The sequence below is a fragment of the Mycolicibacterium phocaicum genome, from assembly GCF_010731115.1.
Taxonomy (GTDB): Bacteria; Actinomycetota; Actinomycetes; order Mycobacteriales; family Mycobacteriaceae; genus Mycobacterium; species Mycobacterium phocaicum.
Genome location: NZ_AP022616.1, coordinates 1 through 25731 on the forward strand (window position 1 = coordinate 1; position 25731 = coordinate 25731).

26 protein-coding genes, 1 other RNA gene and 4 pseudogenes are annotated in these 25731 nt (G+C 66.1%); 17 read left to right on the forward strand and 14 right to left on the reverse strand.

Annotated features, from left to right (window positions below; all coding sequences use genetic code 11):
• On the reverse strand, window positions 1-397 hold a 397-nt coding region (locus G6N46_RS00005; protein WP_407665068.1), incomplete at its 3' end, for an FAD-dependent oxidoreductase.
• 149 nt (window positions 398-546) lie between these two features.
• Between G6N46_RS00005 and prfB the strand changes: the two are divergent.
• The 7 genes and pseudogenes from prfB to G6N46_RS00040 all read left to right on the forward strand — a co-directional run bounded on the left by prfB (window position 547) and on the right by G6N46_RS00040 (window position 6185).
• Window positions 547-1659, forward strand: a pseudogene (prfB, locus tag G6N46_RS00010) (peptide chain release factor 2).
• A pseudogene (locus G6N46_RS00015) lies at window positions 1652-2646 on the forward strand (mechanosensitive ion channel family protein). The pseudogenes prfB and G6N46_RS00015 overlap by 8 nt, the downstream one beginning before the upstream one ends.
• Window positions 2646-3197: an Rv3103c family proline-rich protein gene (locus G6N46_RS00020; RefSeq protein WP_138249928.1), complete on the forward strand. Its 552-nt coding sequence runs from the start codon at window positions 2646-2648 to the stop codon at window positions 3195-3197. Before G6N46_RS00015 ends, G6N46_RS00020 begins: the two are co-directional and overlap by 1 nt.
• Before the next feature lie 54 nt (window positions 3198-3251).
• Window positions 3252-3941, forward strand: coding sequence for a cell division ATP-binding protein FtsE (gene ftsE, locus G6N46_RS00025; RefSeq protein WP_020102687.1), 690 nt, complete (start codon window positions 3252-3254; stop codon window positions 3939-3941).
• Window positions 3942-4838, forward strand: a complete 897-nt coding sequence (ftsX, locus tag G6N46_RS00030; protein WP_043394725.1) for a permease-like cell division protein FtsX — start codon at window positions 3942-3944, stop codon at window positions 4836-4838.
• 2 nt (window positions 4839-4840) lie between these two features.
• Window positions 4841-5343: pseudogene (smpB, locus tag G6N46_RS00035) on the forward strand (SsrA-binding protein SmpB).
• Entirely contained in the window at window positions 5340-6185 is an 846-nt protein-coding gene (locus tag G6N46_RS00040; RefSeq protein ID WP_174814098.1) for a DMT family transporter, read from the forward strand. Before smpB ends, G6N46_RS00040 begins: the two are co-directional and overlap by 4 nt.
• Window positions 6186-6471: 286 nt before the next feature.
• On the opposite strand, the gene G6N46_RS00045 is transcribed toward G6N46_RS00040, so the two are convergent.
• Together G6N46_RS00045 and G6N46_RS00050 are read right to left on the reverse strand one after the other, a co-directional pair.
• Entirely contained in the window at window positions 6472-6879 is a 408-nt protein-coding gene (locus G6N46_RS00045; RefSeq protein ID WP_138249925.1) for a VOC family protein, read from the reverse strand.
• A 20-nt stretch (window positions 6880-6899) separates the two neighbouring features.
• The gene (locus G6N46_RS00050; RefSeq protein WP_138249924.1) at window positions 6900-7334 is read right to left on the reverse strand and encodes a helix-turn-helix transcriptional regulator; all 435 of its coding nucleotides are present in this window, start codon (window positions 7332-7334) and stop codon (window positions 6900-6902) included.
• Window positions 7335-7414: 80 nt separating this feature from the next.
• Between G6N46_RS00050 and G6N46_RS00055 the strand changes: the two are divergent.
• Window positions 7415-8268, forward strand: a pseudogene (locus G6N46_RS00055) (maleylpyruvate isomerase family mycothiol-dependent enzyme).
• Window positions 8269-8360: 92 nt separating this feature from the next.
• Window positions 8361-8732: a transfer-messenger RNA gene (ssrA, locus tag G6N46_RS00060) on the forward strand.
• Between the two features lie 74 nt (window positions 8733-8806).
• On the opposite strand, the gene G6N46_RS00065 is transcribed toward ssrA, so the two are convergent.
• On the reverse strand, window positions 8807-9232 hold the full coding sequence (locus G6N46_RS00065) for a PPOX class F420-dependent oxidoreductase (RefSeq protein WP_138249922.1): 426 nt from the start codon (window positions 9230-9232) through the stop codon (window positions 8807-8809).
• Window positions 9233-9372: 140 nt separating this feature from the next.
• Here G6N46_RS00065 and G6N46_RS00070 point away from each other — a divergent pair, with 140 nt between their 5' ends.
• Window positions 9373-9843, forward strand: coding sequence for a nuclear transport factor 2 family protein (locus G6N46_RS00070; RefSeq protein WP_138249921.1), 471 nt, complete (start codon window positions 9373-9375; stop codon window positions 9841-9843).
• Between the two features lie 18 nt (window positions 9844-9861).
• On the opposite strand, the gene G6N46_RS00075 is transcribed toward G6N46_RS00070, so the two are convergent.
• Complete coding sequence (locus G6N46_RS00075; RefSeq protein ID WP_138249920.1) at window positions 9862-10365, reverse strand: allene oxide cyclase barrel-like domain-containing protein; 504 nt, start codon at window positions 10363-10365, stop codon at window positions 9862-9864.
• A 199-nt stretch (window positions 10366-10564) separates the two neighbouring features.
• On the opposite strand from G6N46_RS00075, the gene G6N46_RS00080 reads away from it, so the two are divergent.
• Together G6N46_RS00080 and G6N46_RS00085 are read left to right on the forward strand one after the other, a co-directional pair.
• The gene (locus G6N46_RS00080; protein WP_138249919.1) at window positions 10565-11587 is read left to right on the forward strand and encodes a bile salt hydrolase; all 1023 of its coding nucleotides are present in this window, start codon (window positions 10565-10567) and stop codon (window positions 11585-11587) included.
• A gap of 55 nt (window positions 11588-11642) precedes the next feature.
• Window positions 11643-12257 (forward strand): hypothetical protein, encoded by a 615-nt coding sequence (locus G6N46_RS00085; protein ID WP_138249918.1) that lies wholly within the window; start codon window positions 11643-11645, stop codon window positions 12255-12257.
• 31 nt (window positions 12258-12288) lie between these two features.
• Here G6N46_RS00085 and G6N46_RS00090 read toward each other — a convergent pair whose 3' ends face one another.
• Together G6N46_RS00090 and G6N46_RS00095 are read right to left on the reverse strand one after the other, a co-directional pair.
• Entirely contained in the window at window positions 12289-13371 is a 1083-nt protein-coding gene (locus tag G6N46_RS00090) for an oxygenase MpaB family protein (RefSeq protein ID WP_234880717.1), read from the reverse strand.
• Window positions 13372-13626: 255 nt separating this feature from the next.
• Window positions 13627-15063: a glycoside hydrolase family 183 protein gene (locus G6N46_RS00095; protein WP_167526388.1), complete on the reverse strand. Its 1437-nt coding sequence runs from the start codon at window positions 15061-15063 to the stop codon at window positions 13627-13629.
• 230 nt (window positions 15064-15293) lie between these two features.
• Here G6N46_RS00095 and G6N46_RS00100 point away from each other — a divergent pair, with 230 nt between their 5' ends.
• Window positions 15294-15917 carry a TIGR03085 family metal-binding protein gene (locus G6N46_RS00100; protein WP_138249917.1) on the forward strand — a complete coding sequence of 208 codons (624 nt, stop codon included), beginning with the start codon at window positions 15294-15296 and terminating at the stop codon, window positions 15915-15917.
• 74 nt (window positions 15918-15991) lie between these two features.
• Here the strand turns inward: G6N46_RS00100 and G6N46_RS00105 are convergent, their stop codons facing one another.
• Entirely contained in the window at window positions 15992-16324 is a 333-nt protein-coding gene (locus G6N46_RS00105) for a hemophore-related protein (protein ID WP_020102663.1), read from the reverse strand.
• 239 nt (window positions 16325-16563) lie between these two features.
• On the opposite strand from G6N46_RS00105, the gene G6N46_RS00110 reads away from it, so the two are divergent.
• Both G6N46_RS00110 and G6N46_RS00115 read left to right on the forward strand, forming a co-directional pair.
• The gene (locus G6N46_RS00110) at window positions 16564-17172 is read left to right on the forward strand and encodes a GNAT family N-acetyltransferase (protein ID WP_163692515.1); all 609 of its coding nucleotides are present in this window, start codon (window positions 16564-16566) and stop codon (window positions 17170-17172) included.
• A gap of 28 nt (window positions 17173-17200) precedes the next feature.
• On the forward strand, window positions 17201-17893 hold the full coding sequence (locus G6N46_RS00115) for a YceI family protein (RefSeq protein ID WP_163692517.1): 693 nt from the start codon (window positions 17201-17203) through the stop codon (window positions 17891-17893).
• On the opposite strand, the gene mbtN is transcribed toward G6N46_RS00115, so the two are convergent.
• From mbtN to crcB (G6N46_RS00145), 6 genes are read right to left on the reverse strand one after another with little or no spacing between them, the layout of a single operon-like run.
• Complete coding sequence (gene mbtN / locus G6N46_RS00120) at window positions 17883-19052, reverse strand: mycobactin biosynthesis acyl-ACP dehydrogenase MbtN (protein WP_138249914.1); 1170 nt, start codon at window positions 19050-19052, stop codon at window positions 17883-17885. The two genes, G6N46_RS00115 and mbtN, sit on opposite strands and share 11 nt — an antisense overlap.
• The gene (gene mbtM / locus G6N46_RS00125; RefSeq protein ID WP_174814099.1) at window positions 19049-20611 is read right to left on the reverse strand and encodes a long-chain-fatty acid--ACP ligase MbtM; all 1563 of its coding nucleotides are present in this window, start codon (window positions 20609-20611) and stop codon (window positions 19049-19051) included. The genes mbtN and mbtM overlap by 4 nt, the downstream gene beginning before the upstream one ends.
• Window positions 20612-20622: 11 nt before the next feature.
• Window positions 20623-20886 carry an acyl carrier protein gene (locus G6N46_RS00130; protein ID WP_133428456.1) on the reverse strand — a complete coding sequence of 88 codons (264 nt, stop codon included), beginning with the start codon at window positions 20884-20886 and terminating at the stop codon, window positions 20623-20625.
• A 47-nt stretch (window positions 20887-20933) separates the two neighbouring features.
• Window positions 20934-21995, reverse strand: a complete 1062-nt coding sequence (locus G6N46_RS00135; protein WP_138249912.1) for a putative PII-like signaling protein — start codon at window positions 21993-21995, stop codon at window positions 20934-20936.
• The gene (gene crcB / locus G6N46_RS00140; protein ID WP_061004654.1) at window positions 21992-22357 is read right to left on the reverse strand and encodes a fluoride efflux transporter CrcB; all 366 of its coding nucleotides are present in this window, start codon (window positions 22355-22357) and stop codon (window positions 21992-21994) included. Before crcB (G6N46_RS00140) ends, G6N46_RS00135 begins: the two co-directional genes overlap by 4 nt.
• Entirely contained in the window at window positions 22354-22758 is a 405-nt protein-coding gene (gene crcB, locus G6N46_RS00145; protein ID WP_138249911.1) for a fluoride efflux transporter CrcB, read from the reverse strand. The genes crcB (G6N46_RS00140) and crcB (G6N46_RS00145) overlap by 4 nt, the downstream gene beginning before the upstream one ends.
• 70 nt (window positions 22759-22828) lie before the next feature.
• Here crcB (G6N46_RS00145) and pgm point away from each other — a divergent pair, with 70 nt between their 5' ends.
• Window positions 22829-24463, forward strand: a complete 1635-nt coding sequence (gene pgm / locus G6N46_RS00150) for a phosphoglucomutase (alpha-D-glucose-1,6-bisphosphate-dependent) (protein WP_138249910.1) — start codon at window positions 22829-22831, stop codon at window positions 24461-24463.
• A complete protein-coding gene (locus G6N46_RS00155) occupies window positions 24460-25719 on the forward strand; it encodes an MFS transporter (protein ID WP_138249909.1) in 1260 nt (419 codons plus the stop codon). The genes pgm and G6N46_RS00155 overlap by 4 nt, the downstream gene beginning before the upstream one ends.
• The last annotated feature ends 12 nt before the right edge of the window (window positions 25720-25731 follow it).

Below are 25731 nucleotides of genomic sequence, written 5' to 3' on the forward strand. Positions count from 1 at the left end.
CGAAGTCGACGGCAGCCACGCTGCCTGCCAGTTCTTCACCGGGGATGCCGAGCGGGCGGTCGGACTGGGCGCCGATGGCGTAGATGACGGCGTCGTACCGCTCCGCGAGCTCGGCGGCCTGCACGTGCTCACCCACGGTGATGTTGCCGAAGAACCGGAACCGGGGATCGTCGGCCACCTTGTCGAACTGCGCCGTCACGGTCTTGATCTTCGGATGGTCGGGAGCCACGCCGGAGCGCACCAGCCCCCAGGGCGTGGGCAGCATCTCGAGCATGTCGATGCGCACCTCGACCGGGTCATCGGTGGCAGCCTTGGCATCGGCGAATTTCAGCAGTGACGCGGCAGCGAAAAACCCTGACGGGCCGGATCCGACAACCGCCACATGGTAAGGGCGCATATGTATGGTTTGCCTTCTTGTTCTGCTCAGTGCGCGCAAGGGGCTGTCGCGACGCGGCCGAGCGGGTTACACGGCGATGCTAAACCGGTCTAAGCGATCAGGGCTTGCAATGTGAAAGTCCGTCTCACTGGTCGGTACCCTCATCCTTTGTGGACCTCGACCGTCAAGCCGACATTGCCGCCCTCGACAGCACCCTGACGACTGTGGAGCGGGTGCTCGACGTCGAAGGTCTGCGCGCGCGAATCGCCAAACTCGAAGACGAGGCATCTGATCCCAAGTTGTGGGACGACCAGGCCAACGCGCAGAAGGTGACGAGCAGCCTGTCGCACGCACAGGGCGAGCTGCGCCGCGTCGAGGAGCTGCGCGGACGGGTCGAGGACCTGCCCGTGCTCTACGAGCTGGCCGAGGAGGAAGAGGGCGCGGCCAAGACCGACGCGATCGCCGACGCCGACGCCGAACTGGCCAAGTTGCGTGAGGACATCGAAGCGCTCGAGGTTCGAACGCTGCTGTCGGGGGAATACGACGAGCGGGAAGCTGTCGTCACCATCCGCTCCGGCGCCGGTGGCGTCGACGCTGCCGACTGGGCCGAGATGTTGATGCGCATGTACATCCGCTGGGCCGAGAAGCACGGGTATCCGGTCGAGGTCTTCGACACGTCGTATGCAGAGGAGGCCGGCATCAAGAGCGCGACCTTCGCCGTGCACGCCATTCGCCTACGGCACGCTGTCGGTCGAGCAGGGCACCCACCGGCTCGTGCGGATCAGCCCCTTCGACAACCAGAGTCGCCGTCAAACGTCATTCGCCGACGTCGAGGTGCTGCCGGTCGTCGAGACCGCCGACTCCATCGACATCCCCGAAGGTGACATCCGAGTCGACGTCTACCGCTCCAGCGGCCCGGGCGGTCAGTCCGTGAACACCACCGACTCGGCGGTCCGGCTCACGCACATCCCGACCGGCATCGTCGTGACCTGTCAGAACGAAAAATCGCAGCTGCAGAACAAAGTTTCCGCGATGCGAGTGCTCAGCGCCAAGCTGCTGGAACGCAAGCGCCAGGAAGAGCGCGCCGAAATGGACGCCCTCAAGGGCGACGGCGGCAGCTCCTGGGGCAACCAGATGCGCTCGTACGTGCTGCACCCCTACCAGATGGTGAAGGACCTGCGCACCGAGTTCGAGGTCGGCAACCCGGCCTCGGTGCTCGACGGCGATATCGACGGCTTCCTGGAAGCCGGAATCGCTGGCGCAACCGAAAAGAAGATGACTAATTTTTCTCTGATTGCCGCGAGCCAACCGGAGTCGCTCGGTTGGTGGGCCCAGCAGTGGCACGACTTCTGGCGGGGCTCGATCGGCGAATGGATCATCACCCGCGGGCTGCGGATCGTCATGCTCGTCATCGCGGCGATGCTCATCGCGCGATTCGTCGGCTGGCTGACGCACCGGGTCACCGCCCGCATCGATGAACGTTTTCAGGAGAGCGACGCGCTCGTCCGGTCGGAGACCACCAAGCACCGGCAGGCTGTCGCCTCGGTGATCTCGTACGTGGCCATCGGCCTGGTGTCGGTGGTCGTGCTCGTCGACGTCATCGAAATCCTCGGCATCCCCATCGGTTCGCTGGTCGCACCCGCCGCCGTGCTGGGCGCCGCGCTGGGCTTCGGTGCCCAGCGCATCGTGCAGGACCTACTCGCCGGGTTCTTCATCATCACCGAGAAGCAGTACGGCTTCGGTGACCTCGTCGCACTGACCGTCAGCGGTATCACGGTGCCGGCCGAGGGCACCGTCGAAGACGTCACGCTGCGCGTCACCAAGCTGCGCTCCAGTGATGGCGAGGTGTACACGATCCCGAACGGGCAGATCGCCAAGACCGTCAACCTGTCCAGGACTGGGCGCGCGCGGTGGTCGACATCCCGGTGCCCACGACGGCCGACCTCGGCAAGGTCAACGATGTGCTCGGCCGGGTGTGCGAACGCGCGATGGAAGACCGCCAGTTGCGCACGCTGCTGCTCGACAAACCGCAGTTGATGGGTGTGGAGAGCATCGAACTGGACACCGTGAACTTGAGAATGGTGGCGCGCACACTGCCCGGCAAGCAGTTCGAGGTCGGCCGGCGACTGCGGGTGATGGTCGTGTCGGCCTTCGGCCGGGCCGGTATCGAGAGTCCTGCCGACCACGAGCCTGAAGTGGAGGCCATGGTGCATCCGGCCACCGCTGCCGGCGCCGCGGACGAGACCCAGGGGCCGGGGGGCGAGCGATGATGAGTGCGCTGTCCCGCATCGCCGTCAAACGCGCTGACCGCGCCTGGCCCGCATACATCCTGGGGCGGTTCCGGACGTCGACGGTCGGCCTGATCGTGGCCTTCTTCGCCGCGTACTGGCTGCACCAGACCTATGCACCGCCACCGCCTCCGCCGACGCCGCCGCCCGCGGTGGTGCCTCCGGGCTTTGTACCCAATCCCGAGTACACCTGGGTGCCGCGCACCGATGTGAACACCCGCCCGCGGACAACGCCCCGGTCGACGCCGACGGAGACTCCGACCGAGACGACCGAACCGACGACGACCACGACGACAACGACGACGTCGAGCACGACCAGTTCCACCACGTCGGCGCCGCCCACCACGACGGTCATCACCCCGGCGCCGGGACTGCCGCCGGTCACGCTGCCGTTGCTGCCCGGCATGGCTCCGGCACCGACGCCGGCTCCCGCACCGTCGCCGCCACCGGGGCCGCTCCCGGCCGCGGCGCCGCCCGACGGCCCGGTCACGACCACCATCATTTCGCCCGGTGCGGCACCGGCGGCGAGCTAGCAGCAACAGCCTCAGGCGTCACACGTCGGCGTCCGACTACACTGGCGTGCCGTGATGATCACCCTCGACCACGTGAGCAAGAACTACAAGTCTTCGGCACGCCCAGCCCTGGACAACGTGTCGCTCAAGATTGACAAGGGTGAGTTCGTCTTTCTCATCGGTCCGTCCGGTTCCGGGAAGTCGACGTTCATGCGTCTGCTGCTCGGTGCCGAGGTGCCGACCTCGGGTGACATTCGCGTCTCGAAGTTCCACGTCAACAAGCTGCCCAGCCGGCACATCCCGAGCCTGCGCCAGGTGCTCGGCTGCGTGTTCCAGGATTTCCGGCTGCTGCAGCAGAAGACGGTGTTCGAGAACGTGGCGTTCGCGCTCGAGGTGATCGGCAAGCGTCCGGACACCATCAACCGCATCGTGCCCGATGTGCTGGAGATGGTCGGCTTGTCCGGCAAGGCCAACCGGCTGCCCGGCGAGTTGTCCGGTGGCGAACAGCAGCGCGTGGCGATCGCCCGGGCCTTCGTCAACCGGCCGCTGGTGCTGCTGGCGGACGAGCCCACCGGCAACTTGGACCCCGAGACGAGCAACGACATCATGGACCTGCTGGAGCGGATCAACCGCACCGGTACGACGGTCGTGATGGCCACCCACGACCATCACATCGTCGACTCGATGCGTCAGCGCGTCATCGAACTCGAACTCGGCCGCCTCATCCGTGATGAGCAGAGCGGCGTCTACGGAATGGATCGCTAAGTGCGCTTCGGCTTTCTCGTCAATGAAGTCCTGACTGGATTTCGTCGCAACGTCACCATGACGGTCGCCATGATCCTGACGACCGCCATCTCCATCGGCCTGTTCGGCGGTGGTCTGCTGATCGTGCGCCTGGCCGATCAGTCCAAGCAGATCTATCTGGACCGCGTGGAGAGCCAGGTCTTCCTGACCGACGACGTCTCGTCCAATGACCCCAACTGCGACGCCGACCCGTGCAAGTCGCTGCGCAAGCTGATCGACGACCGCAAGGACGTCAAGTCGGTGCGGTACATGAACCGGGACCAGGCGTACGACGACGCCGTGCGGCGCATCCCGGCGTTCAAGGATTATGCGAGCAAGAAGGCGTTCCCGGCGTCGTTCGTCGTCAAGCTCGACAATCCCGAGCAGCACAAGGGATTCGAGGACGCGCTGCGCGGACGTCCCGGCGTGCGCCAGGTGACCGACCAGAAAGAACTGGTCGACAGGCTGTTCGGCATCCTCGGCGGTATCAGCAACGCGGCATTCGCGGTGGCGCTGGTGCAGGCCGTCGCCGCGGTTCTGTTGATCGCCAACATGGTTCAGGTCGCCGCCTACACCCGGCGTACCGAGATCGGCATCATGCGACTGGTCGGCGCCACACGCTGGTACACCCAGCTGCCGTTCCTCGTCGAGGCGATGCTGGCCGCGACCATCGGTGTGGTCGGCGCCGTCATCGGCCTGATCGTGGTGCGGGCCATGTTCCTCGAAGACGTGCTCAACCAGTTCTATCAAGCCGGCCTGATCGCCAAGGTCGACTACGCCGACGTCCTCTTCTATTGCGCGCCAATCATGTTGGCTCTGGGCCTGACCATGTCGGGCGTCACGGCCTACGCGACGCTGCGCGCGTACATACGGCGGTAGCGATGGCCAAGAACGCAAACAAGAAGGACGCCGACAAATCCGGCAACAACGCCGTCGTCGCGACCAACCGCAAAGCGCGGCACAACTATTCGATCATCGACACCTACGAGGCGGGTATCGCGCTGGTCGGTACCGAGGTGAAGAGCCTGCGCGAGGGCTGGCATCCCTGGCCGACGCGTTCGCCACCGTCGACGACGGTGAGGTGTGGCTGCGCAACCTGCACATCGCCGAGTACCACCACGGCACCTGGACCAACCACGCACCGCGACGCAACCGCAAGCTGTTGTTGCACCGCAAGCAGATCGACACGTTGGTAGGCAAGCTGCGGGACGGCAACTTCACCCTGGTGCCGCTGAAGCTGTACTTCTCCGACGGTCGGGTCAAGGTCGAATTGGCGCTCGCCCGCGGCAAAGAAGCCCACGACAAGCGCCAGGACATCGCCAAGCGCGACGCGCAGCGCGAGATCACCCGTGAGATGGGCCGACGTTTCAAGGGCAAGATCTGACCGGGGTTCTGCTGGCGCTGCTGTCAGCGCTGGGCTATGGCATCAGCGACTTCGTCGGCGGCATCGCGGCTCGGCGCGTCGCCGCACTGCGGGTGGTGCTGGTGTCGTACCCGATCGCCGGCGTGCTGCTGACGGTGATGGCGTGCGTTGTCGGCGGCCAGGTTTCGTCGACCGCGGTCACGTGGGGCATCTTGTGCGGCGTGCTGCAGGCGTTCGGTATCTGGTGGTTCTATGCGGCCCTGGGCTCCGGACCGATATCGGTCGTCTCACCGCTGACCGCCATCCTGGTGTCGGCGGGGCCGATCGGCGTCGGCGTCGCGATGGGGGAGCGGCCCAGCGGGCTGGCGATCGCCGGGATCGCGCTGGCGTTGGTCGCGGTCGCGCTCGTGAGCGCACAGGCCACCGATGAGGACGAGACGCCGCACCGGTTCACCGCCAAGGTCGCCTGGCTGACCGTCGGATCAGGATTGACCTTCGGGCTCAGCTTCGCCGTCATCCACCAGGTGCCGCACGAGGCGAAGCTGTGGCCGTTGGTGTTCGCCCGCTTCGCGGCTACCGCGGTGGTGATGATCGCCGCGGTAGCGACCCGCAATTTCGCTCTGCCGCGCGGACTTCCGCTGAAGCTGGCCCTGGTCGCGGCGGCGCTCGACGTCATCGCGAATGTGGGCATGCTGCTGGCGCTGCAGGCCTCGATGCTGTCGTTGGCGAGTGTGCTGATCTCGCTGTATCCTGCGGCGACCGTCGCCCTGGCCATGGTGGTGCTCAAAGAGCGCGTGCGGGCGTGGCAGGCCGTCGGCATGGCGCTGGCCCTCGGGTCGGTCGCGATGATCGCCGCCGGGTAGTTGCCTCCGTTTTCTCCGCGAACAACAGCTGGATGGCTTCATCGCCGCGGTCGCCGAGTCGGTGATTCTGCGTTGAGGGCGTGAAGACCCGGTGGCGGTAACCGTGAGTGCAGGCTCAACATTGAGCCAAATCGACTGCGCATTTTGGCCGTTAGGTACTCGAAGAAAGCCTGCCGCAGCGCACAGTCAACGAACACCCGTGTTGACTGTGCGCTGCAGCAGGAAAAGATCGAGTAGCGAGCAGCGTAGACGCACCGGTCAACAGCCGCGTCTGCTCGCGAGGAAACTACAGCTGATTGATGCGGATCAGGTTGCCTGACGGATCGCGAAATGCGCAGTCGCGCACGCCGTAATCCTGGTCGGTGGGCTCCTGCAGGACGTCGGCGCCGGCGGCTTCGAGGCGCGCGAACAGTGCGTCCAGGTCGTCGGTCGCCAGGGTGACGGCGCCGTAGGAACCCTTGGCGATGAGCTCCAGGATGGTGCGGCGCTCGTCGTCGGTGATGCCCGGATCGGCGGCCGGCGGGTGCAGCACGATCGAGGTGCCCGGCTGCCCGGGCGGGCCGACCGTAAGCCACCGCATGTCTTGGTAGCCAACGTCTTTGCGTACCTCGAACCCGAGGTCGTCGCGGTAGAACTTGAGCGCGGCCTCGGCGTCGGTGTGGGGCAGGAATGCGTAGTGAATGGAGATTTCCATGCCCGTCACGGTAGTGGCGGTCAGTGCGGCGGTGCTTCTTGATTCCTGACCGGTCTGGTGACCTGCCGAGCCAGACAGGCCGGAATGCCGTCGGCCGCCTGTGAATGGTCGCGGCGATACACGCTGGGCGCCACGCCGACCAACTCGGTGAACCGCGTGCTGAACGTGCCCAGTGATGAAAAGCCAACGGCGAAGCAGACATCCGTCACGCTGAGGTCGCCGCGACGCAGCAGCGTCATGGCCCGTTCGATGCGGCGCGTCATCAGGTACGAGTAGGGCGATTCGCCGTAGATGCGCCGGAATTCCCGGCTGAGGTGGCCGGCGGACATGTGCGCGCCGCGCGCCAGTTCCTCGACGTTCAGCGGCTTGGCGTACTCGCGGTCGATGCGGTCGCGCACTTTGCGGATCACCGTGATGTCCCGCAGGCGCTGTGCCTCGGCGCGGTCGTCCCCCATGGGCCCATCGTCGCATGACGAAATTGGGACGCATCGCGGATTTCCCAGTGCGCAGGGTTCTGTCGTCGTACGGTCAGCCGGTGAGCAGCTCAACGCGACCCGTGACCGTCCTCGAGAAGTCCGACGTCTTGCCCGCCCTCTTCGGGGTGTGGGACGACCTGGACACGCTGTTGTCCACCATTTCCGAAGCGGAACTGCTGACCACGCAGACCGAGCTGCCCGGCTGGCATGTCCGCGATGTGGTCGCGCACATCATCGGCACCGAGCTGATGCTCAAGGGTGAACCGGTGCCGGAAGCCGACATGGACGTCTCCGAACTCGACCACGTGCACAACCCCATCGGCGTGATGAACGAATGCTGGAACCGGTCGATGGCCGGGCTCTCGAGCGCCGAACTGTTGGAGAAGTTCCGTGCTGTCACCGACGACCGGCGGGCGACCTTGACCGCGATGTCGGACGAGGAGTGGAACACCCGACGATGACGCCGGCCGGGCAGGACAGCCTCGGTCGCTTCATGCGGATCCGGACGTTCGACTCGTGGATGCACGAGCAGGACATTCGCGAATCGGTGGCGCGCGTGGCGTCGGACGCCGCATTGCAGAAGCCGGAAGCGCGGCTGGCGCTCGACGAGATCGAGACGATGATGGGCTTCGTCGTCGCCAAGCGCGGGGGAGCCCCCGACGGATCGCGCGTCGAGATCCAACTGACCGGTCCCATGGCGCGCACCATCCGCGTCGCCGTCGACGGCCGCGCGGCCGTGGTGCCCGACTTCGGTGGCGCCGAACCGACGACGGTGATCCGGATGGACGGCTGGCAGTTCACGCGGCTGTGCGGCGGACGCCCACTGGGCGCGGTTCGTTCCGTGGCCATCGAATACGAGGGCGACGCCGAGGTCGGGCAGCGCATCGTCGAGAACCTCGGTTACGTCATCTGACCTGCTGGTTTCGGTGGCCTCGGATATTCAGTGGAGCTTGTCGGAGCTACCGGTATGATGGAGTGTCCTGCCGAAAGTCGGCGGGGGTGCGAGGGGCTGAACGGTTTCGACTTCGCGCATCGAATCAAGGGAAGCGTGCCGGTGCAGGCAAGAGACCACCGTAAGCGTCGTTGTAACCAATTAAGCGCCGATTCTCATCAGCGCGACTACGCCCTCGCTGCCTAAGTAGCGACCGCGTGTCTGTCAGACCGGGAGCGCCCTCGGCCCGGACCCTGGCATCGACTAGAGGGACCCACCCACGGGGCCGGTCGCGGGACCCGTGGGGACATCAAACAGCGACTGGGATCGTCATCTCGGCTTGTTCGCGTGACCGGGAGATCCAAGTAGAGGCATAGCGAACTGCGCACGGAGAAGTCTTGAGGGAATGCCGTAGGACCCGGGTTCAATTCCCGGCAGCTCCACAAGGAAGGCCCGGCTCGAATGAGTCGGGCCTTTTCGTTTGGTTGCGTCATCGGGTCTGTCCCACCCGCCCCTCGACTCAGACGTTTCTGATGTCTGCCTTGAGCAGGTGGGGTTCGGTGTCGGTGTCATCGATGCCGAAGCTGATGATGCGACGCGGCGTGATGCGGATGATCGCGGAATCGAGGACGTCTCCCGCGGGGGCAACTCGCCCCGACGCTGTCACGGCCTGCTGGGCGGTGCCGCGTATCTCCAGGCACCGCACGCGCCATGGATTGCGCGAGGCGATGTCATCGACGACGAAAGCCACCTTGTCGTGGTGGGCGAGGTTGCGGTACTTCTGGCTCTTGGCCATGTGGTAGCCCGAGATGTCGATGGTGCCCAGTTCCTCGTTGTAGGTGAAGCCCACTGGGCTGACCTGCGGTGTGCCGTCGGGCTGGATAGTGGCGAGTCGCCCGAGGTCTGCCGCCTTCAGGTATTCGATTTCGTGTGGTTTGAAGGTCATACATTCGACGCTAGGACCTCAACATAGGTTGAGGTCAACCCCGGCGCCACCACACGTTCCGTAGTTTCGATACCACCATGTGGTGAGCGACATTCCGCATTTTCCGTGACAGAAACTGAAACACGTTCTAGTCTCGCGTGATGGGTAACCTGGAGGCGATCGCCGACATTCAACGGCTCAAGTACCGCTACTTCCGCTCCTTGGACCTCAAGGAGTGGGACACCTTCGGGGACTGCCTCGCTGCAGATGTCGTGACCCGCTACGGCACACACGCGATGGGTGAGCCGGTGCATTACGAGGGACGAGACGCCGTCGTCGACTTCATGCGGACGAACCTCGACAACGGCATCATCACGACCCATATCGCCAGCCACCCCGAGATCGACCTCGACTCCGACACCACGGCGCACGGTTCGTGGGTTTTCGAGGACACCGTGATCGTGCCGGGCCACGCGATGATCCGCGGTTCGGGCTACTACTCGGACACCTATCGCAAGGACGAGGACGGTGTGTGGCGCATCGCCAGCACCGGGTACCAGCGCATCTACGAGGCGCTCACGTCGTTGGAGGATATGCCGAGTTTCAAGTTGCTTGCGAACCGCTGGGCGTAGTGCCGGCGCGCCCTGCGCCTAGTTCGTCAACACGTTCAACACGAAGTTGGCGTCGGTCTGATTCGGCACCTCGGGCGGCACCTGCACGGTGCCGTCACCGCGGGCCTTGCTGTATTTGCCGCTGCCGCCGACGATCGACATCGGCACGGTTTCACCCTTGCTGAACACGGCGGCACGGTCGGCAAGAGTCTGGACTGAAATCTGCCCACCGTCGAGGATGAAGGTCTCGGTGCACGAGACGTCACCCGAGGTGGCGTTGCCGCTGAGGGTGGTGCACTGTCCGGCGGTCCGCCCGAGCTTCGTGCCGCCCTGGCGATCGAAGACGTCGCCGGAGAAGATGAACTGGTCGCCGGGTCCCTCCCCGGGAGTCCCGAGGTCCACGCTGGTCTGCCCGGTGTCGTGCTCATAGAAGTGCAGCGTGGTGACGGCCGACTGATCCTTGCCTTTGTCGCCCGGTGAACAGGACATCGTCAGCAGCAGGGCGGGGGTCAGCACGGCCGCCGTGGTACGCAACGTGTTCATGGATCTTCCTCTCGGCGGGGGGTGAACAGCTACTAATGGCCGCAAACCATCGGTTGAGCGGTAAGACCTCCTTATCCATACGATCAGCTGCGAGTTCCCTGTGGGGAACCGTCTGCTGTCGAGCATCCCACTCGCGGGCCGCAATTCATAGCAAACGATTCGGCGGGCGGTCCGCGCCTGGAAAGTTAGGCTTGCTCCGGTGTGCACACGAGTCATCTGGCCTGACGCAGGCGATGCGGTTCTGGTCGGCCGCAACATGGACTTCCATCGCGACCTCATGACGAACCTGTGGAAGCAGCCGCGCGGCGTGACCCGCGACGACGGCGTCACCGGCAAGTTCACCTGGACCTCCAAGTTCGGCAGCCTGATCGCCACCGCCTTCGACATCATCTCGGTGGACGGCATCAACGAGGCCGGTCTGGCAGGTCACGTGTTGTGGCTGGCCGAATCCACTTATGGCACACCAGATGACACCCGGACCCAGTTGAGTCAGGCGATCTGGCTGCAGTACTTCCTTGACAACTTCGCCACGGTCGCCGAGGCGGTCGCGTGGATCAGCGAGACCAATGTGCAGGTGGTCCAGCTGGACGACCCCACCGGTGGCGACCCGCCCACCATTCATCTGGCGCTCGATGACGCCACCGGTGACTCGGCGATCATCGAGTACCTCGACGGCCGGCCGAAGGTGTACCACAGCAAGGACTTTCGGGTGATGACGAACTCGCCCACCTTCGACCAGCAGCTCGAGCTGGTGAAGAACTTCGAGGGTCTCGGCGGCTCGGAGCCGCTGCCGGGTTCGACGTTGGCCGCGGACAGGTTCGCGCGCGCCACCTACTACGTCGGCCGGCTGCCCACGCCGTCCAGCCAGGTGGAAGCGATCGCCGGCATGTTCTCGGTGATCCGCAACGCCGCCCAGCCCTTCCGGATACCGGATCCGGGCAAGCCGGACGCGTCGCAGACGATCTGGCAGGTGGTCATGGATCTGACCAACCGGCGCTACGTCTATGAATCCACCACCCGCCCCAACATCGTGTGGGTCGATCTCGCGGACCTCGACTTCAGCGCGGGCAGCCCGCAGCTCAAGCTCGACCTGATCAGTGACCTCGCTGTCGAGGGCGGCATCGCAGGCAACGTGGGCGGCAAGTTCAAGGACGCGGGACCCATGACCTTCCTGTCGTTGTCGCTGCTGCGCGAACTGGAGAAGGCGAACACAGCGGATTGAGCGGCACGTCCGCCATTGCCATGACGCGCCGGTGACGCTCTGACACGCTGTCGGGATGGACCTCATGTGGCGTGTCGTCGCGTTGACCGTCGCGACGTTCACGGTGCTGCTGGCGGTGCGCCGCATTGTCATGGTGGTCAGCGGGCTGGTGTTCGCACGCTATGTCGCCGTCGGCGGCTTGGCGGCGTTCTCCGTGTACCGCGACGACGCGGCCGACACGTACCGGGTGCGGTTCGAGGTCGGTGGTCCGGCGGTCTTTCACAACGTGACGGTGCAGCTGTTCGGCGTGCCCGCGGGCGCCGCGCCGGCACCACCGGCATTGCGCCACACCATGATCGCCGGTGACGATCCGATCGACTGGACCTTTCGGCTTCCCGCCGGTGTGGCAGCGCAGCCGTGGGTGACGGTCACCTGGGTCCGGCCGTACCTGCAGGGCGTCGAATCCGAAGCGCTTGCGCACTGGTTGCAGGCTGACCGGCCGTACGAATGGCGTTGGTACTCAGAGACGAACCGCTACCTCCGGACCGTCATCCGCTTCGTCGCGCGACGGTGGTCCGTCGGTGGGGAGTCATTGCGCGAGTTGCCGCTGTACGGCCGGTGGCGGCGCACCTCGTCGAACAACAGCGCTGATCTGTTGGGCCCGGCGGCCACCCCGCCACCGAGAACCTAGACATCTTCAGTCGCAACCGTGGCCTCTTCACCTATTTGTGTTGGTGGCGGCCCGATCGCGCGGTGGCTCCGCGCTCACGAAGCCGTGGTAGCCGGGCGCGGCGTCGCGCGCTTTCTCGGTATCCGCCGCCGTCCTTGATCGCCACCTCTGACAGCCGCAGCGGGCCAAGGGCCGTCGAGCCGATCAGCCTGCGAATCCTGTAATCAACCAGGTACAGCCGGTACAAGACCGCAATCAGCAGGGGATTGAGGACTCTGTCGATCGGCCGAATCAGTCGCAGCACGTGGTCAAAGCGGTGCTGGTCCGCCGCGGTCCAGTCCCACCCCATGAGTTCACGGAAGAAGGGCGGCAGGGTCGCGCGGGTGAGAAAGTGGAACTGGCGGCCCAACATTCGCGCGACTAGGGCACCCCGCCATCCCCACGCCTCGGCGAGAAATGTCAAGTCGGCGAGCGATTCGAAATCATCGCGCACCGGCTGTGCTATGGCCATCCGCGGCAGCATGTCGCGCCAGTACTGCTCGAACTGCAGCCAGTTTTGCGGCCAATCGCGTTGCGGCACATTCACTCCGGTTGCGAGGGCAGCGCCCTCCTGAACCAGATGATCCAGCTGTTCGACCGGCAATGAGCCGTAGAGGATCGTGTACTGGTCGATGTAGTAACGGAACAAGCAGGCCGCAACCCAGAGCTGCAGATCCTTGGCATTTGCACTGTATTTCACCGGGCTCTCGTAAGTTGAGTGGACCGGAGTGTGCACCTGCCTGAGCTCCTCCCGCAGCGCAGTACGGTCGGCCTCATTCCCCATCAGGGCAACGGTCAGATACAGCTGCGTTGTGCGTGCTCGCTTGACTGGCCGGCGCCGCGGACTACCCGACGCCACATGGCTCTCGTTGACGCCGTGCCCCACTGGCGGCAACGACAACTGCATGACGATGTTGGCGACGTTGTTGAACGCTCCAACGGTGGTCAACAAGTCGGTCAGCTTCAGCGGGGTCGATCGGGCGCATCTGGCCCGACCCGAACCCCGCGGCGGGTAGGCGGCCTGCAGGTCGACGACGCCGGTTGCGTCGGGCGCGATGCCGTCGGTGTCGGTGCCAGTCATCTCCAGGTGCTCCATGCCGCGAGGCTAATCTCAACGCTAGGTCGCATATAAGTCGCATTTGTGCGAACGGATCAGAGACGAAATGCCGAGTTCAAGGCAGTGCAAGGCGCCGCAACAACTGCGATCCCGGGACATGGTCGCAAAAATCATGTGCGGGGACGGCGCGCCTGTTGCGGTCACAATGCCCCGAAACGGTCATCACGAACCGCATCGCAGGCGTCACGGGGATCTCGGCGACCCAACCGCGACTGAACGTCAAACCCAACTGCCTCAGGGCAGTACGGTGTGCAGCAGCATCACGTTGTACGCCGACCACAGCGACAGCGTGAAGTAGAGGTCGCGTCCGTTGGACCACGGGTGCAGGTACGGCGCGTAGACGCCGCCGGGGAACTGCATGGACGAGACGACCAATTGCTCTGGGCCCCAAGGTCCTTGCGGTGTCGGCGCAGTCCGGATGACCACATCGGACAGGTTGTTGCAATACATCACCAGGTACTGCTTCAGATAGGTGTTGTACTGCACCGACATCTCACCGACCGGTCCGGGAATGATCGGCGAGGCTGCGGCCGGGTTGTTGGGCACCCACGACTGGCTCTCGTTGTTCCAGTACTCGTACTTGCTCATGTCCGGCAACAGGTTCTGCGGTACCCGCGACACGTACGCGGATCCGCTTCGGCCGGAAGGGGTTCCGTACGAATAGATGTAGCCGTCGCTGCCCTTCAGGAATGCACCCTGCTGGAAGTTCTCATTGCCCGGCAGGTAGGCCACGCGCGAGACGCTGTCGGGCGCCATCGGGCGGACGCTGCTGGGGTAGACGCCCCAGTTCTGGCCGTTGTCGTTGGAGACAGCAATCGCCGAGTAGTTGGTGGTCCACGCGCCGGCGCTGTCCCAGTTCTTGATCGACATGAAACTGGCGTACTGCGTCTTACCCACGGAGACACCGGAAGTCGGGATGATGCCCTTCTCGACGGGCGCCCAGCGGATGGTCGGGATGGTCTGCTTGGCCAGGTTCGGCTGCCACTCGGGGGAGCCCGAATACGGGTTGGTCACCGAGCCGGGCGGGATGTGAATCCCGTGCGACAACGTGCGGTCGTTGGTTCGGAACATCGTGTTGTAGCGCCACTGCTGGTTGGGGGTGGCGCAATAGCCGTACGTATCGCCGAACATCATCAGCACCTGGTTGTTCACCGGGTCGCCGTTGTCCCACATGATCCCGAGGTCGGTGCCGGAGATGCCGAACCGTTGCAGGGTGTCGCCGCCCGCGCTCTGGTCACCGGTCACCCAGCCGACCAGAGACGTGGTGCCCGCGTCGATGGGCGGCGCCGGTTGTGCTCCGGGCTGGGGCTGCGCCGCGGCGGGAGCGGGCTGTGCCGCACGTTGTTGAACCGGCGGCTGCGGTACCCGGGGGGTGCCGGGCAGCACGCCGGCCTGCTGTTGCACGGTGCCCTGCGTGAAGACGCTGAGCAGCGATCGGGACAACTTGCCCAGAGTGGGCAGCGGGGCCTTGTCGTTCGCATTGCTCGGTCGGTGGCCGCCCGACGGCGGCCGCATGACTCCGCTCGAGGGAACCCCGTTCGGCGGCAAGACGCCGGCGTTGGGGCCGGTGCACGGTTCGGCGGCTGCGCGTGGCGGCGCGATGCCGACGGCTCCACCGAGAACGACGGCAGCCGTCAAAGCCACCGATGCAATGCGAGGACGCGGCGACACGGTCACACCTTTCGGATGGCAGGCGGCGCTCGGACGCCAGCGAGGGGCTGTTGTGACCATAGTTATCACTGGGGCTGTTGAGGCCCCTGCTGTGCGGATGGGTACCCATCTGTAACCACGTCGCGATCGTTCACCTGGCGTTTGCCCCATGGAGGTGACCCGCGTCGCAGTGTCCGAACGCGACGGCCCGCGCCTCGCTGCCTGATCGTCGCCCGACCTAGACTCCAGCCATGACTGCCGCCCAACGGGAACGTGCCGCCCTCGTCGAATCCCTACGCGAGCACGGGCCCGATGCACCCACTTTGTGCGAGGGCTGGACCGCTCGCGACCTGGCCGCGCATCTCGTGGTGCGGGAACGTCGGCTCGACGCGGCGCCCGGAATCCTGGTGCCGCAGCTGGCCGGTTACACCGAACGAGTTCAGGCGCGGGTGACGGCATCCACCGAGTGGGAAAAGCTGGTCGACATGATCGCCGCGGGCCCACCGCTGTATTCGCCGTTCAAACTGCTCGACCCGTTCGTCAACGTCGCCGAGATGTTCATCCACAACGAGGACGTGCGCCGGGCGCAGCCGGCCTGGGAGCCGCGCGAGCTCGACGGCAAGCTGGTATCCGCGCTGCAGGGACAAGTCGCGAACATGGCGCGCATGGGGATAAGGAACGCGCCGGCGCGGGTTGTGCTGGTGACCCCGGACGGCCGCCGCCTGGCCGAGACCGGCCGCGGTGCCGAGGTGACCGTGACCGGTACACCGGGCGAGCTACTGCTCTTCGCGGCGGGCCGTGGCCCGGCTCAGGTCACCTTCACCGGACCTGACGAGGCTGTCGCCGCGGTCCGGGGCTCGAATCGCGGGTTCTGACTACCGGGAAACGGCCCCGAAAACACAACGCAGCTCGATCCCGGGGGATCGAGCTGCGTTGTTCTGGCGTCTGATCAGAAGTTGTTGCAGGTGTTGGCGACGTTCAGCACCAGGTCGGTGTACTGAGCGGCGCCCGGGGTGTTGTACGCCCGCGTGATCAGGGCCTTACGCTGCTGCGGACCGGAGGCGATCAGCTGGTGCAGGTAACCGACGCCGATCGGGTTTGCCTGCAGCTCGGCGGCAGCACCCGGGTCGAGTGCGGTCAGGGCGGCGATCACCTGCGGGTAGGTGCAGGTCGAGTACATGATCGGGGTGGGGTCCGGCTGAGCGGTGGCGACTGCGCCGCTGGCCATGACAGCGACCAGTGCCGAGCCCGCGCCGACCATCATCCGAGTGGTGAAAGACATTGTGTATTCCCCTCCCGCACCAGCTAACCGATGCGACCAAAGTGATTGATGACTACGTTAGCAGTTCTATCGACCGTCTGTGGCTGAGCGTTACAGCGTCTGAAGGAGCAGTCCGCACGGGTGTTGGGGACTCCACAGCGACCGCTGCCTGACGGTCGGGACGTGGGCATCAGCCACGTTCCGACACATTGACGTAGGCAAACCTAACCTAAGCAATATCGGGTAGGCTCGCCGCTGAAATGACCGAGATTGATCAGGGGCCGGTGCTACCGCGCGAGTTGACCTCACTGTCCGCTGAAGTGCGAGCGGTGGGTGCACCACCCGTTCCGCAGCTCGCCAGTCCGTGGGCCGTGCGCCTCGTCGACGCCGACGCCGATGCCGAGATGCTGTCCGAATGGATGAACCGACCGCATCTGGCGGAGGCCTGGGAGTACGACCGACCGCCGGAATGGTGGCGGCGGCACCTGCAGGCGCAGCTCGACGGTGAGTACTCGCGGCCGTTGCTCGTCAGCTACCAGGACAAGGCCATGGGCTACCTCGAGCTGTACTGGGCCGCCAAGGACTCCATTGCCCCTCGATACGACGCCGAGCCCCACGATCTGGGACTGCACGCCGCGATCGCGGATGAGCGCTTCGTCAACAGGGGACTGGGACCACTGTTGATGCCGCAGGTGTTGGCGAGTCTGTTCGAACTGGTGCCGTCGTGCCGTCGGGTGATGTTCGATCCCGACCATCGCAATACCGGTGCGCGGCGGCTGGTCGAGCATGGCGGCGCCGAATTCCTCGGTGAGCACGACATGGCCAACCGCAGGATGGCGCTGTACGCGCTGGCGCGCCCATCCAGCTGACGTCGGACGCGCCCTGTATATAGAGGGAGTGGCAAAAAGGCTTCTGCTGTTGCTGGCAGTGCTCGCCGTCGTGGGGGTATGCGCGGGACCGTGGTTCTACCGAACTCAGATGGAAGGCGCTCCGGCTCCGGCCCTGACCCTGCCGACCACGCATCGTCCGGCCACGACGAACCTCGACGGCAAATGGATCGTGGCCGCGGGCCCCGACGATGAGGCCAACCGCTCCCAGGCCGGCTATCGCGCCCGGCAACAGCTGCTGTGGGAAACCGTGACCGTCACCGGGCGGACCAACTCTGTCCGGGGTGACGCCACTGTTGCCGGTGGCACGCTGCAGGCGGCGAGCTTCGTCGTCGACGTGGCAACCATGCAGTCGCCGCACCGTGGTCGCGATGACAGGTTCCGCGGCCCCGACGTCATGGATGCCGCCAAGTTCCCGACGGCCAAGCTCGCCGTCCTCGATCCGGTCGACCTGTCGTCCATCTCCGGCGACGGCACGCCCACCACGATGGAGGTTTCGGCGCAGCTGACGCTCAAGGGCGTCGCCCGGCAGGTCGCGGTGCGGCTGGACGTACAGCGCTCGGGCAACGGGGTCGTGGCCGTGGGCCAAATCCCCGTCACCTTCGCCGATTACGGCATCGTCCCACCGGCGCCGCCGGTGGGACTGCTGGCCGTCGATCCGATCGTCACCATCGAATTTCTGGTGAATCTCGTCAAACGATGACCGGTGAGGACGTCACCGCGTCGTACCCTTCGTAGTCGGGCCGCATCCCCGCCGCCACGAGTTCCCAGAGCACCTCGTCGGTCCCGCCGCCGACCCGCGCGAGCTTCATGTCGCGCCACCACCGGCCCAGCGGTGTCTCGTCCACCAGATATCCGGCGCCGCCGAAGATGTGCATGCACTCGTCGACGACCTCGACGCCGAGGCGTGCCGCGGTGACCTTGATGGCCGCGGCCGCGCGCAGGTCCATTCGTCCCTGTGCGGCCAAACCCGCCAGGCCGTAGCGCAGCAGATCGACCCGAGCGTGCAGGTCGGCCAGGCGCATCCGCAGTGCCTGATGCTCGTACAACGTGTGGCCGAACTGCCGCCGTTTCATCATGCGAGCCAACGTGATTCCGATGATCCTGCGGCAATTGGCCTCGATCTGACCGGCGACCGACAGCCGCTCCTGTGCCAATCCCCAGGAGATCGCGGCCAGGCCGGTGCCCGCCCGCGCCACCAACGCTTCTGCCGGCACCCAGGTGTCGATGTGGACCGCCGCGTTATCGAGCGGACCGGCGCCCACCTTGCGATAGGGCGTCTGCACGTCAACCTGAGCGGTCGGCACGGAAATCACCACGACGCTGCCGTGGCGGCTCTCCCGATCGTGGTCGACGCTCCGCGCGACCACCATGATGTGGTCGGCGATGGGCGACATCGACACGAACTTCTTGGTGCCGCGGACCTCGAAACCGCCACGCGCCGAGACGACTTCGGTCTCGACGATCTGCAGGTCCGAACCGCCGGACTCTTCCGACGCGCCGATGCACAACACGGCGTCGCCCCGGATGGCCTGCTCGGTGATGTCGCGCAGATAATCGGACTTGCCGAATCTGCGCAGGATGGCGATGGCAGAGTCATGCAGACTGACTCCGACGCCGATTCCTGCGGATCCGAGCTTGCCCAGTTCCTCGGCGAGTGCGAAGACCTTCGCCACGTCCGGATGCTGGCGCTCGCCCCACTTGGCCGCGAAAACCTCGGACTGGCCCAGGTATTCGATGAGTTTGCGCGGAAAGCGTTCGGATTCTTCGGCTTCCGCGGTCCACTCGCGGACCCGCTCATCGAAGACCTCGCCCAGCAGTTCGCGGTAGCTCTCGGTGGTGCAGGTCTCGAAGGTGGTCATGATCCCACTGCTTCCAGGGTGCGCCTGACCTCGAGACGGCGGAGCTTGCCCGACGAGGTTCGCGGCAGTGACCCCGGTTTGAGGAACACCACGTCTGCCGGCACGATGCCGCACTCGGACGCAACCAGTGACACCACTTGGCTGCGGGCGGTCGACTCGTCGTCGCCCTTGAACTCCGCGGCGATCACCAAACCCTGTCGGGCGCCGGCATCGTTGGCGCTCACCGCCACGACGGCACCCTCGCGCACGCCGTCGGCGCGGGCGGCCACCTGCTCGATCTCGGTGGGAAAGATATTGCGGCCGGCCACGGTGATGAGTTCCTTGAGTCGGCCGCACACGACGAGGCCGTCGTCGGCGAGGTACCCGAGATCACCTGTGGCGAACCAAGTTTCGCGATCGATGGGGTCCTGTCCGAGATAGCCGGCCATCATCGAGGTGCCGCGTACCTGGACTTCGCCCACATCGCGTCCGGCGAGTTCGTGGGGCACATCGGTGGGCGCGATGCGGACCTCCATGCCATCGATCGGCCGGCCGAGTACTGCGTACCTGCGCACCATGGTGTCGCCGTCGACGGCCACGGTGACGTTGTCGCAGCGCAGCCCGCCACCAGGGACGGGAACGGTTACCGCGCAGGTCGATTCGGCGAGGCCGTACGACGGACACAGGGCGTTCGCGTCGAAGCCGAATTTGGCCATCTCGGTCGCGAATCGATTGGTGCCGTCGCAGTCGACGGGCTCGCCGCCGTTGAGTGCGAACCGCAGCGCGCCCAAGTCGACATCGCTGACGAGACGGGCGTACTTGCCGAGCAGCCCGAATGCCATGTTGGGGGCCGCGGTCATGGTTGCCTTGCTCTCGGTCAACCATTTGAGCCAATTGAACGGCGAGGCCGAGAACGCGGTGGTGGGTGCCTGCCACAGCTCGCCGCCGCCGAGCGTCATGGTGAGCATGAACGCCAGACCCATGTCGTGGTAGATCGGCAGCCACGAATGTCCACGGTCGGCGTCGGTGACGCTGATCCGCGAGACCAGTCCACGCAGGTTCGCCAACGCCGCGTCCGCAGGGATCTGGGCGGTGCGAGGCGTGCCGGTCGATCCCGCGGTACCCTGCAGGATGCCGAAGTCGGCGGTCCGCGAGGGTGTGAAGGTTGTCGAACGATGTTCGTGGGCAACGGTATTGACGTCGTGCAGGTCCGCATCGGCGGTGCCGGCGCGCAGCAGTTCGAGATGCTTGCCGTGGCTGAGCACCGCACGGATGCCGATGCCGGCGAACCTGTTCAGGGTGGCGCCGGCCCAGGTGGCGGTGTCGGCCCCGCGTACCGGTCCGGGAAGGATGGATACGGCGGCGCCGGCGAGGATCGCGCCGTAGATGCCTGCCAGGAATTCGACGGTGGGTTCACCGACCAGTCCGATGCGGCTCTGGCCGTCGACGTGTGCGGCGACGTTCTCGGCGCGGGCGTGCACCTCCTGCCACGGATGCCGTTGCCAGTCACCGGTTTTCGGGTCGAGGGTCACCAGGTCACGCGTGGACCGGGTCATCACCTCGGACAGGGCTGATGCCAGACTCGAGGTGCTCATGAGCGTTGGGCGGTAGGCAGTTTCGCGGTGATCGCGTCTTCGAGGTCGCCGACGGTTTCGCTGCTCAGCAGGTCTTCCTCGGACAGTGCGACGCCGAAGCGGTCTTCGATCGCGACCATGCCGACGGCGAAAGCCACCGAGTCCAAACCGACATCGTTGATGAGCCGTGATTCGCGGGTGACGCGTCTGATGTCCACGCCCATGTCGTCTTGCATGATCTTGGCCAAGCCAGTGCTTACCGATTCAGTTGTTGACTCCATGTCGAGGGACCGTAGTCGACCAGAGCGGTTTAGGCTAGGCTTACCTTCTACGTTAGGAAGTGTCCCAGACCGGTACCGCCGTCCCGGTTTCCGTCGTCGACGGAGACCAGCGCCGGCACCCGTTCGCAAGTGACCACCCCATGTTCGGAGGTGACGTCATCGATGAGATCGAAAGCGGTGGCGATGTTTTCGGGAGTATCGACCACGATGGTCGTGACGGGAACCTGGCGGCCCAGCTGAAACAACCTGTCGCCGTGCGGCGTCCGCCCGTCATGGAAGCCCCAGATGCCGCGCAGGACCGTGACGCCGCGGGCGGCCTCGATGGCGCGCAACCGGCGCACGATCTCGCGGTGCACCGGCTCACCGCCGTGCAGCGTGTCCTCGGTGGTGTACACCATGAGCTTCTGCCACAACGACGTTCCGTCGGCATCGTGGGCCGGCAGCGTACCGGGACGGGCCAGTAGCGCTCCTGCCCGCTTGCACAGCTCGGCCCGCTCGACCGTCACCAACGGGTCGGGCAGCAGCCGCTGCAGCTCGGGCAGGACCGCGACGGCGCGGTCAGCGTCGCCGATCGCGATGACCATGACGGGAATGTCGGTGTTCCGGTTCAGGAAGCGGGCCCGCTCGCGGCGGCCACGCACCGTGCCATCGACCCCGAGAAAGACCGAGGCGCAGGCGAATCCGCTGCGGTGGAGCAGGTCGCACACCGCGATGTGGGCCGGCCGGCCATCGATCCGGTGCTGGCGGCCGACATAAACCGTGAGCTTGGTGTGCGTGCCGACCTTTGCGGTGGTGAGCAGGCGGGCGCGTTCGAGCGTGACCAGTCCGCGCGTCGTCAGTGCCACGGTTTGCTCGGCCAGCGCGGCGATCTTGTCGGCGGTGTCCACCGCGGCGATGGCCACCGGCAGATCCTCTGACTGGCTCAGGGTCTGGTCAGTGCGCAGCTGGTGCCGTGGCCCGAAGCCGGCGATGCCGCGCAGCACCACACTGGTGGCGACCTTCTCGGCGCCGTAGAGGTCGAGCAGCTCCTCGGCCAGGAAGCGGCCCCGATAGCGTTGTCGCTCACCGAAATACGTCGTGAGTTTGAGGTAATCCGCGGAGTCGTTCACAGCAGGCCACCCATCCAGATGCCCAGCGCGGCGGCGGCCAGCCCCAGCACCACGCTCGCGACGATGTTGGCCAGCGCGAACCAGACCTGTCGTTCCTCGCCGAGGCGCTGGGTTTCCAGCATCCACGTCGAGAACGTCGTGTAGGCGCCGACGAACGCGGTACCGGCCAGCAGGGCGACATTGGGACTCAAGGCCAGGCCGCCGAAGAAGCCGAGCAGCCAGGCGCCGCTGAGGTTCACCGCGAAGGTGCCGAACGGGAAGCTGCTGCTCTTGCGTTTCGACACCGCGCGGTCCACCAGGAACCGCGTCACGGCCCCCACGCCACCGATGAGTGCGACGCCCAGCCAGATGACGGCTGTCATGCCCGGACCCGGACCCGGACCCGTCGGACCAGGACCGTGGCCAGGTACACCGCGGCCAGGCCGGCGACGATGCTGGCCACGGTATAGCCCGCGGCCAGCCCATAGGCGCCGTGTTGGAGCATCCGCACCGTCTCGACCTGCATGGTGCTGAATGTGGTCAGGCCACCGCACACGCCGGTGCCGAGCAGTGGGCGCTGATAGCTCGACACCGGCAGCCGTTCCAGCAGTCGGGTGGTGAAGTACCCGAGCAGGAATGCGCCGACGATGTTGACGACGAAGGTCGGCCACGGCCAGTGCGCCGGATGAGGCGCGGCGAAGACGGCGAGGGCGGCACGCGCGACGGTGCCGATGGCGCCCCCGACGAACACGGCGGCCAATTCTCGGTTGTCGTGGCCGAACATGAAGCAAAAGTATGGTGGCAGGCCACCGACAGGTGCACACCGGGGGAGAACCGGTAGCAGAATCGAGGCCATGACGGCCAACCCGCGCGCCGGCCAACCGGCCCAGCCAGATGACCTGATCGACGTGGCCCACGTGGTCACCGCCTACTACACCGTGGCGCCCGATCCCGAGAACGTCGACCAGCAGGTGGTCTTCGGCACGTCGGGCCACCGCGGGTCGAGCCTGGACGCGGCGTTCAACGAGCCGCACATCCTGGCCACCACGCAGGCGATCGTCGAGTACCGCGCGGCGCAGGGCACGACCGGACCGTTGTTCATCGGCCGCGACACCCACGCGCTGTCCGAGCCGGCCTGGGTCACGGCGCTGGAGGTACTGGCCGGCAATGAGGTCGTCGCGATGATCGACGCCGCGGACCGTTACACGCCCACACCGGCGGTCAGCCACTCGATCCTGACCTTCAACCGCGGCAGGGAAGGCGACCTCGCCGACGGCATCGTCGTCACCCCGTCGCACAACCCGCCACGTGACGGCGGGTTCAAATACAACCCGCCCAACGGCGGTCCGGCCGACACCGATGCGACGAGCGTGATCGCCAAACGTGCCAACGAAATCTTGCGTGACGGGCTGCGCGACGTGAAGCGGATGCCGCTGGCGCGGGCACTGGGCTCGACGGAGCGGCATGACTACCTCAATGCCTACGTCGAGGACCTGCCGAATGTGGTTGACCTGCATGCCATTCGCGCCGAGGGCGTGCGCATCGGCGCGGACCCGCTCGGTGGGGCCAGCGTCGACTACTGGGCCGCCATCGCCGAACGGCACCAGTTGGACCTGACCGTCGTGAACCCACTGGTGGACGCGACGTGGCGGTTCATGACGCTCGACACCGACGGCAAGATCCGGATGGATTGCAGCTCGCCGAACGCCATGGCGTCGCTCATCGCGAATCGGGACCAGTACCAGATTGCCACCGGCAACGACGCGGACTCGGACCGGCACGGCATCGTCACGCCCGACGGCGGGCTGCTCAACCCGAACCACTATCTCGCCGTCGCCATCGATTATCTGTACACGCATCGAGCGGGCTGGCCGGGCTCCACGGCGGTCGGCAAGACCGCGGTCAGCTCGTCGATCATCGACCGGGTGGTGGCGGGGCTGGGGCGTCAGCTCGTGGAGGTGCCGGTCGGCTTCAAGTGGTTCGTCGATGGATTGCTCAGCGGCACAATCGGATTCGGTGGAGAAGAGAGCGCCGGAGCGTCGTTCCTGCGGACGGACGGGTCGGTCTGGACCACCGACAAGGACGGCATCATCCTGGCGCTGCTGGCCTCGGAGATCCTCGCGGTCACCGGCAAGTCACCGTCGCAGCGCTACGCCGAGCTCACCGAAAAGTACGGTGCCCCAACCTATGCCCGCATCGATGCGCCGGCCAACCGCGAACAGAAGGCCCGGTTGTCGAAGCTGTCCGCCGAACAGGTCACCGCGACCGAGCTGGCCGGTGAGGCGATCACGGCCAAACTCACCACGGCGCCCGGTAACGGCGCCCCGCTCGGCGGGCTGAAGGTGACCACCGAGAACGCCTGGTTCGCCGCGAGGCCGTCGGGGACCGAGGACGTCTACAAGATTTACGCCGAGTCGTTCAAGGGGCCCGAGCATCTGGCGCAGGTCCAAGCCGCCGCGCGGGAAGTGGTGAATACAGTCATAGCGTGAGCGCTGTCACGGAGGGCGACTGTCCGGCCCCGACCCGACTTCCTGCCGAGATCTGGGTTTTGGCCGGCGCCAACATCGTCATCGCACTCGGCTACGGAGTGGTGGCGCCGGTGCTGCCGGCGTACGCCCGCAACTTCGGTGTGAGCATCGGCGCGGCGACGTTCGTCATCACCGCATTCGCCGCGATGCGCCTGATCTTCGCGCCGCCCAGTGGCCTGCTGGTACAGAAACTCGGTGAGCGGCGCGTCTATCTCACCGGCCTGCTGATCGTCGCATTGTCGACGCTGGCCTGCGCGTTTGCGCAGACCTACTGGCAGCTGCTGCTGTTCCGATCCCTCGGTGGTGCCGGGTCGACGATGTTCACGGTGTCGTCGCTGGCGCTGATGATCCGGCTGTCGCCGTTCGACGCCCGCGGTCGCGTCGCCGGGCTGTTCTCGAGCGCCTTCATGATCGGTGGCGTGGCCGGGCCGGTGGTCGGCAGCCTGACTGCTGGGCTGGGTCTATCTGTGCCGTTCGGTATCTACGGGGTGGCGCTGACGGTTGCCGCGGCTGTCGTGTTCGTCAGCCTGCGCAACTCGCCGCTGGCCGCGCGGGAAGAGGCAACCGGGCCGACGGTGTCGGTGCGGACCGTGCTGCGCAACCGCGCGTACCAGGCCGCGCTGCTGTCGAACCTGGCGGCCGGATGGGCCGCGCTGGGCCTGCGGGTGGCGCTGGTTCCGCTGTTCGTCGTCGACGTGCTGCACCGCAGCGCGGGCACAGCCGGTCTGGTGCTGGCGATGTTCGCGGTCGGCAACGTATGTGCGGTGATCCCCAGTGGGCATCTGTCCGACCGAATCGGCCGGCGCAAGCTGCTGATCGTCGGGCTCACGGTGTCGGCGATCTCGACGACGCTGCTTGGCTGGACCACGTCGCTGCCGGTTTTCCTGGTGATCGCGTTCGTGACGGGCGCGGCGAGCGGCATCTTCATCTCGCCGCAGCAGGCCGCCGTCGCGGACATCATCGGCAACCAGGCTCGCGGCGGCACCGCCGTGGCGACCTTCCAGATGATGTCGGACCTCGGCACGATCGTCGGCTCCCTGGCTGCCGGCCAGATCGCGCAGCACATGTCGTTCACCGCGGCCTTCTGTGTCGGCGGGGTGATCCTGCTGGCCGCTGCGGTGTGTTGGGCGCTGGCACCGGAAACGCGTCATTCCGGTGAAGACGAGGAGACCCCGATCTGTCCACTCGGCCACGAGCCGGTGGAAGGGTCGCTCTGACCAGCCGTTTTG

Coding starts and splice junctions, on each gene's coding strand:
- G6N46_RS00020 (WP_138249928.1), top strand. CDS start 2,646: ATGAGTGCGCTGTCCCGCATCGCCGTCAAACGCGCTGACCGCGCCTGG.
- ftsE (WP_020102687.1), top strand. CDS start 3,252: ATGATCACCCTCGACCACGTGAGCAAGAACTACAAGTCTTCGGCACGC.
- G6N46_RS00045 (WP_138249925.1), bottom strand. CDS start 6,879: ATGGAAATCTCCATTCACTACGCATTCCTGCCCCACACCGACGCCGAG.
- G6N46_RS00050 (WP_138249924.1), bottom strand. CDS start 7,334: ATGGGGGACGACCGCGCCGAGGCACAGCGCCTGCGGGACATCACGGTG.
- G6N46_RS00065 (WP_138249922.1), bottom strand. CDS start 9,232: ATGACCTTCAAACCACACGAAATCGAATACCTGAAGGCGGCAGACCTC.
- G6N46_RS00070 (WP_138249921.1), top strand. CDS start 9,373: ATGGGTAACCTGGAGGCGATCGCCGACATTCAACGGCTCAAGTACCGC.
- G6N46_RS00075 (WP_138249920.1), bottom strand. CDS start 10,365: ATGAACACGTTGCGTACCACGGCGGCCGTGCTGACCCCCGCCCTGCTG.
- G6N46_RS00085 (WP_138249918.1), top strand. CDS start 11,643: ATGGACCTCATGTGGCGTGTCGTCGCGTTGACCGTCGCGACGTTCACG.
- G6N46_RS00090 (WP_234880717.1), bottom strand. CDS start 13,371: ATGGAGCACCTGGAGATGACTGGCACCGACACCGACGGCATCGCGCCC.
- G6N46_RS00100 (WP_138249917.1), top strand. CDS start 15,294: ATGACTGCCGCCCAACGGGAACGTGCCGCCCTCGTCGAATCCCTACGC.
- G6N46_RS00105 (WP_020102663.1), bottom strand. CDS start 16,324: ATGTCTTTCACCACTCGGATGATGGTCGGCGCGGGCTCGGCACTGGTC.
- G6N46_RS00110 (WP_163692515.1), top strand. CDS start 16,564: ATGACCGAGATTGATCAGGGGCCGGTGCTACCGCGCGAGTTGACCTCA.
- mbtN (WP_138249914.1), bottom strand. CDS start 19,052: ATGACCACCTTCGAGACCTGCACCACCGAGAGCTACCGCGAACTGCTG.
- G6N46_RS00130 (WP_133428456.1), bottom strand. CDS start 20,886: ATGGAGTCAACAACTGAATCGGTAAGCACTGGCTTGGCCAAGATCATG.
- crcB (WP_061004654.1), bottom strand. CDS start 22,357: ATGACAGCCGTCATCTGGCTGGGCGTCGCACTCATCGGTGGCGTGGGG.
- crcB (WP_138249911.1), bottom strand. CDS start 22,758: ATGTTCGGCCACGACAACCGAGAATTGGCCGCCGTGTTCGTCGGGGGC.
- pgm (WP_138249910.1), top strand. CDS start 22,829: ATGACGGCCAACCCGCGCGCCGGCCAACCGGCCCAGCCAGATGACCTG.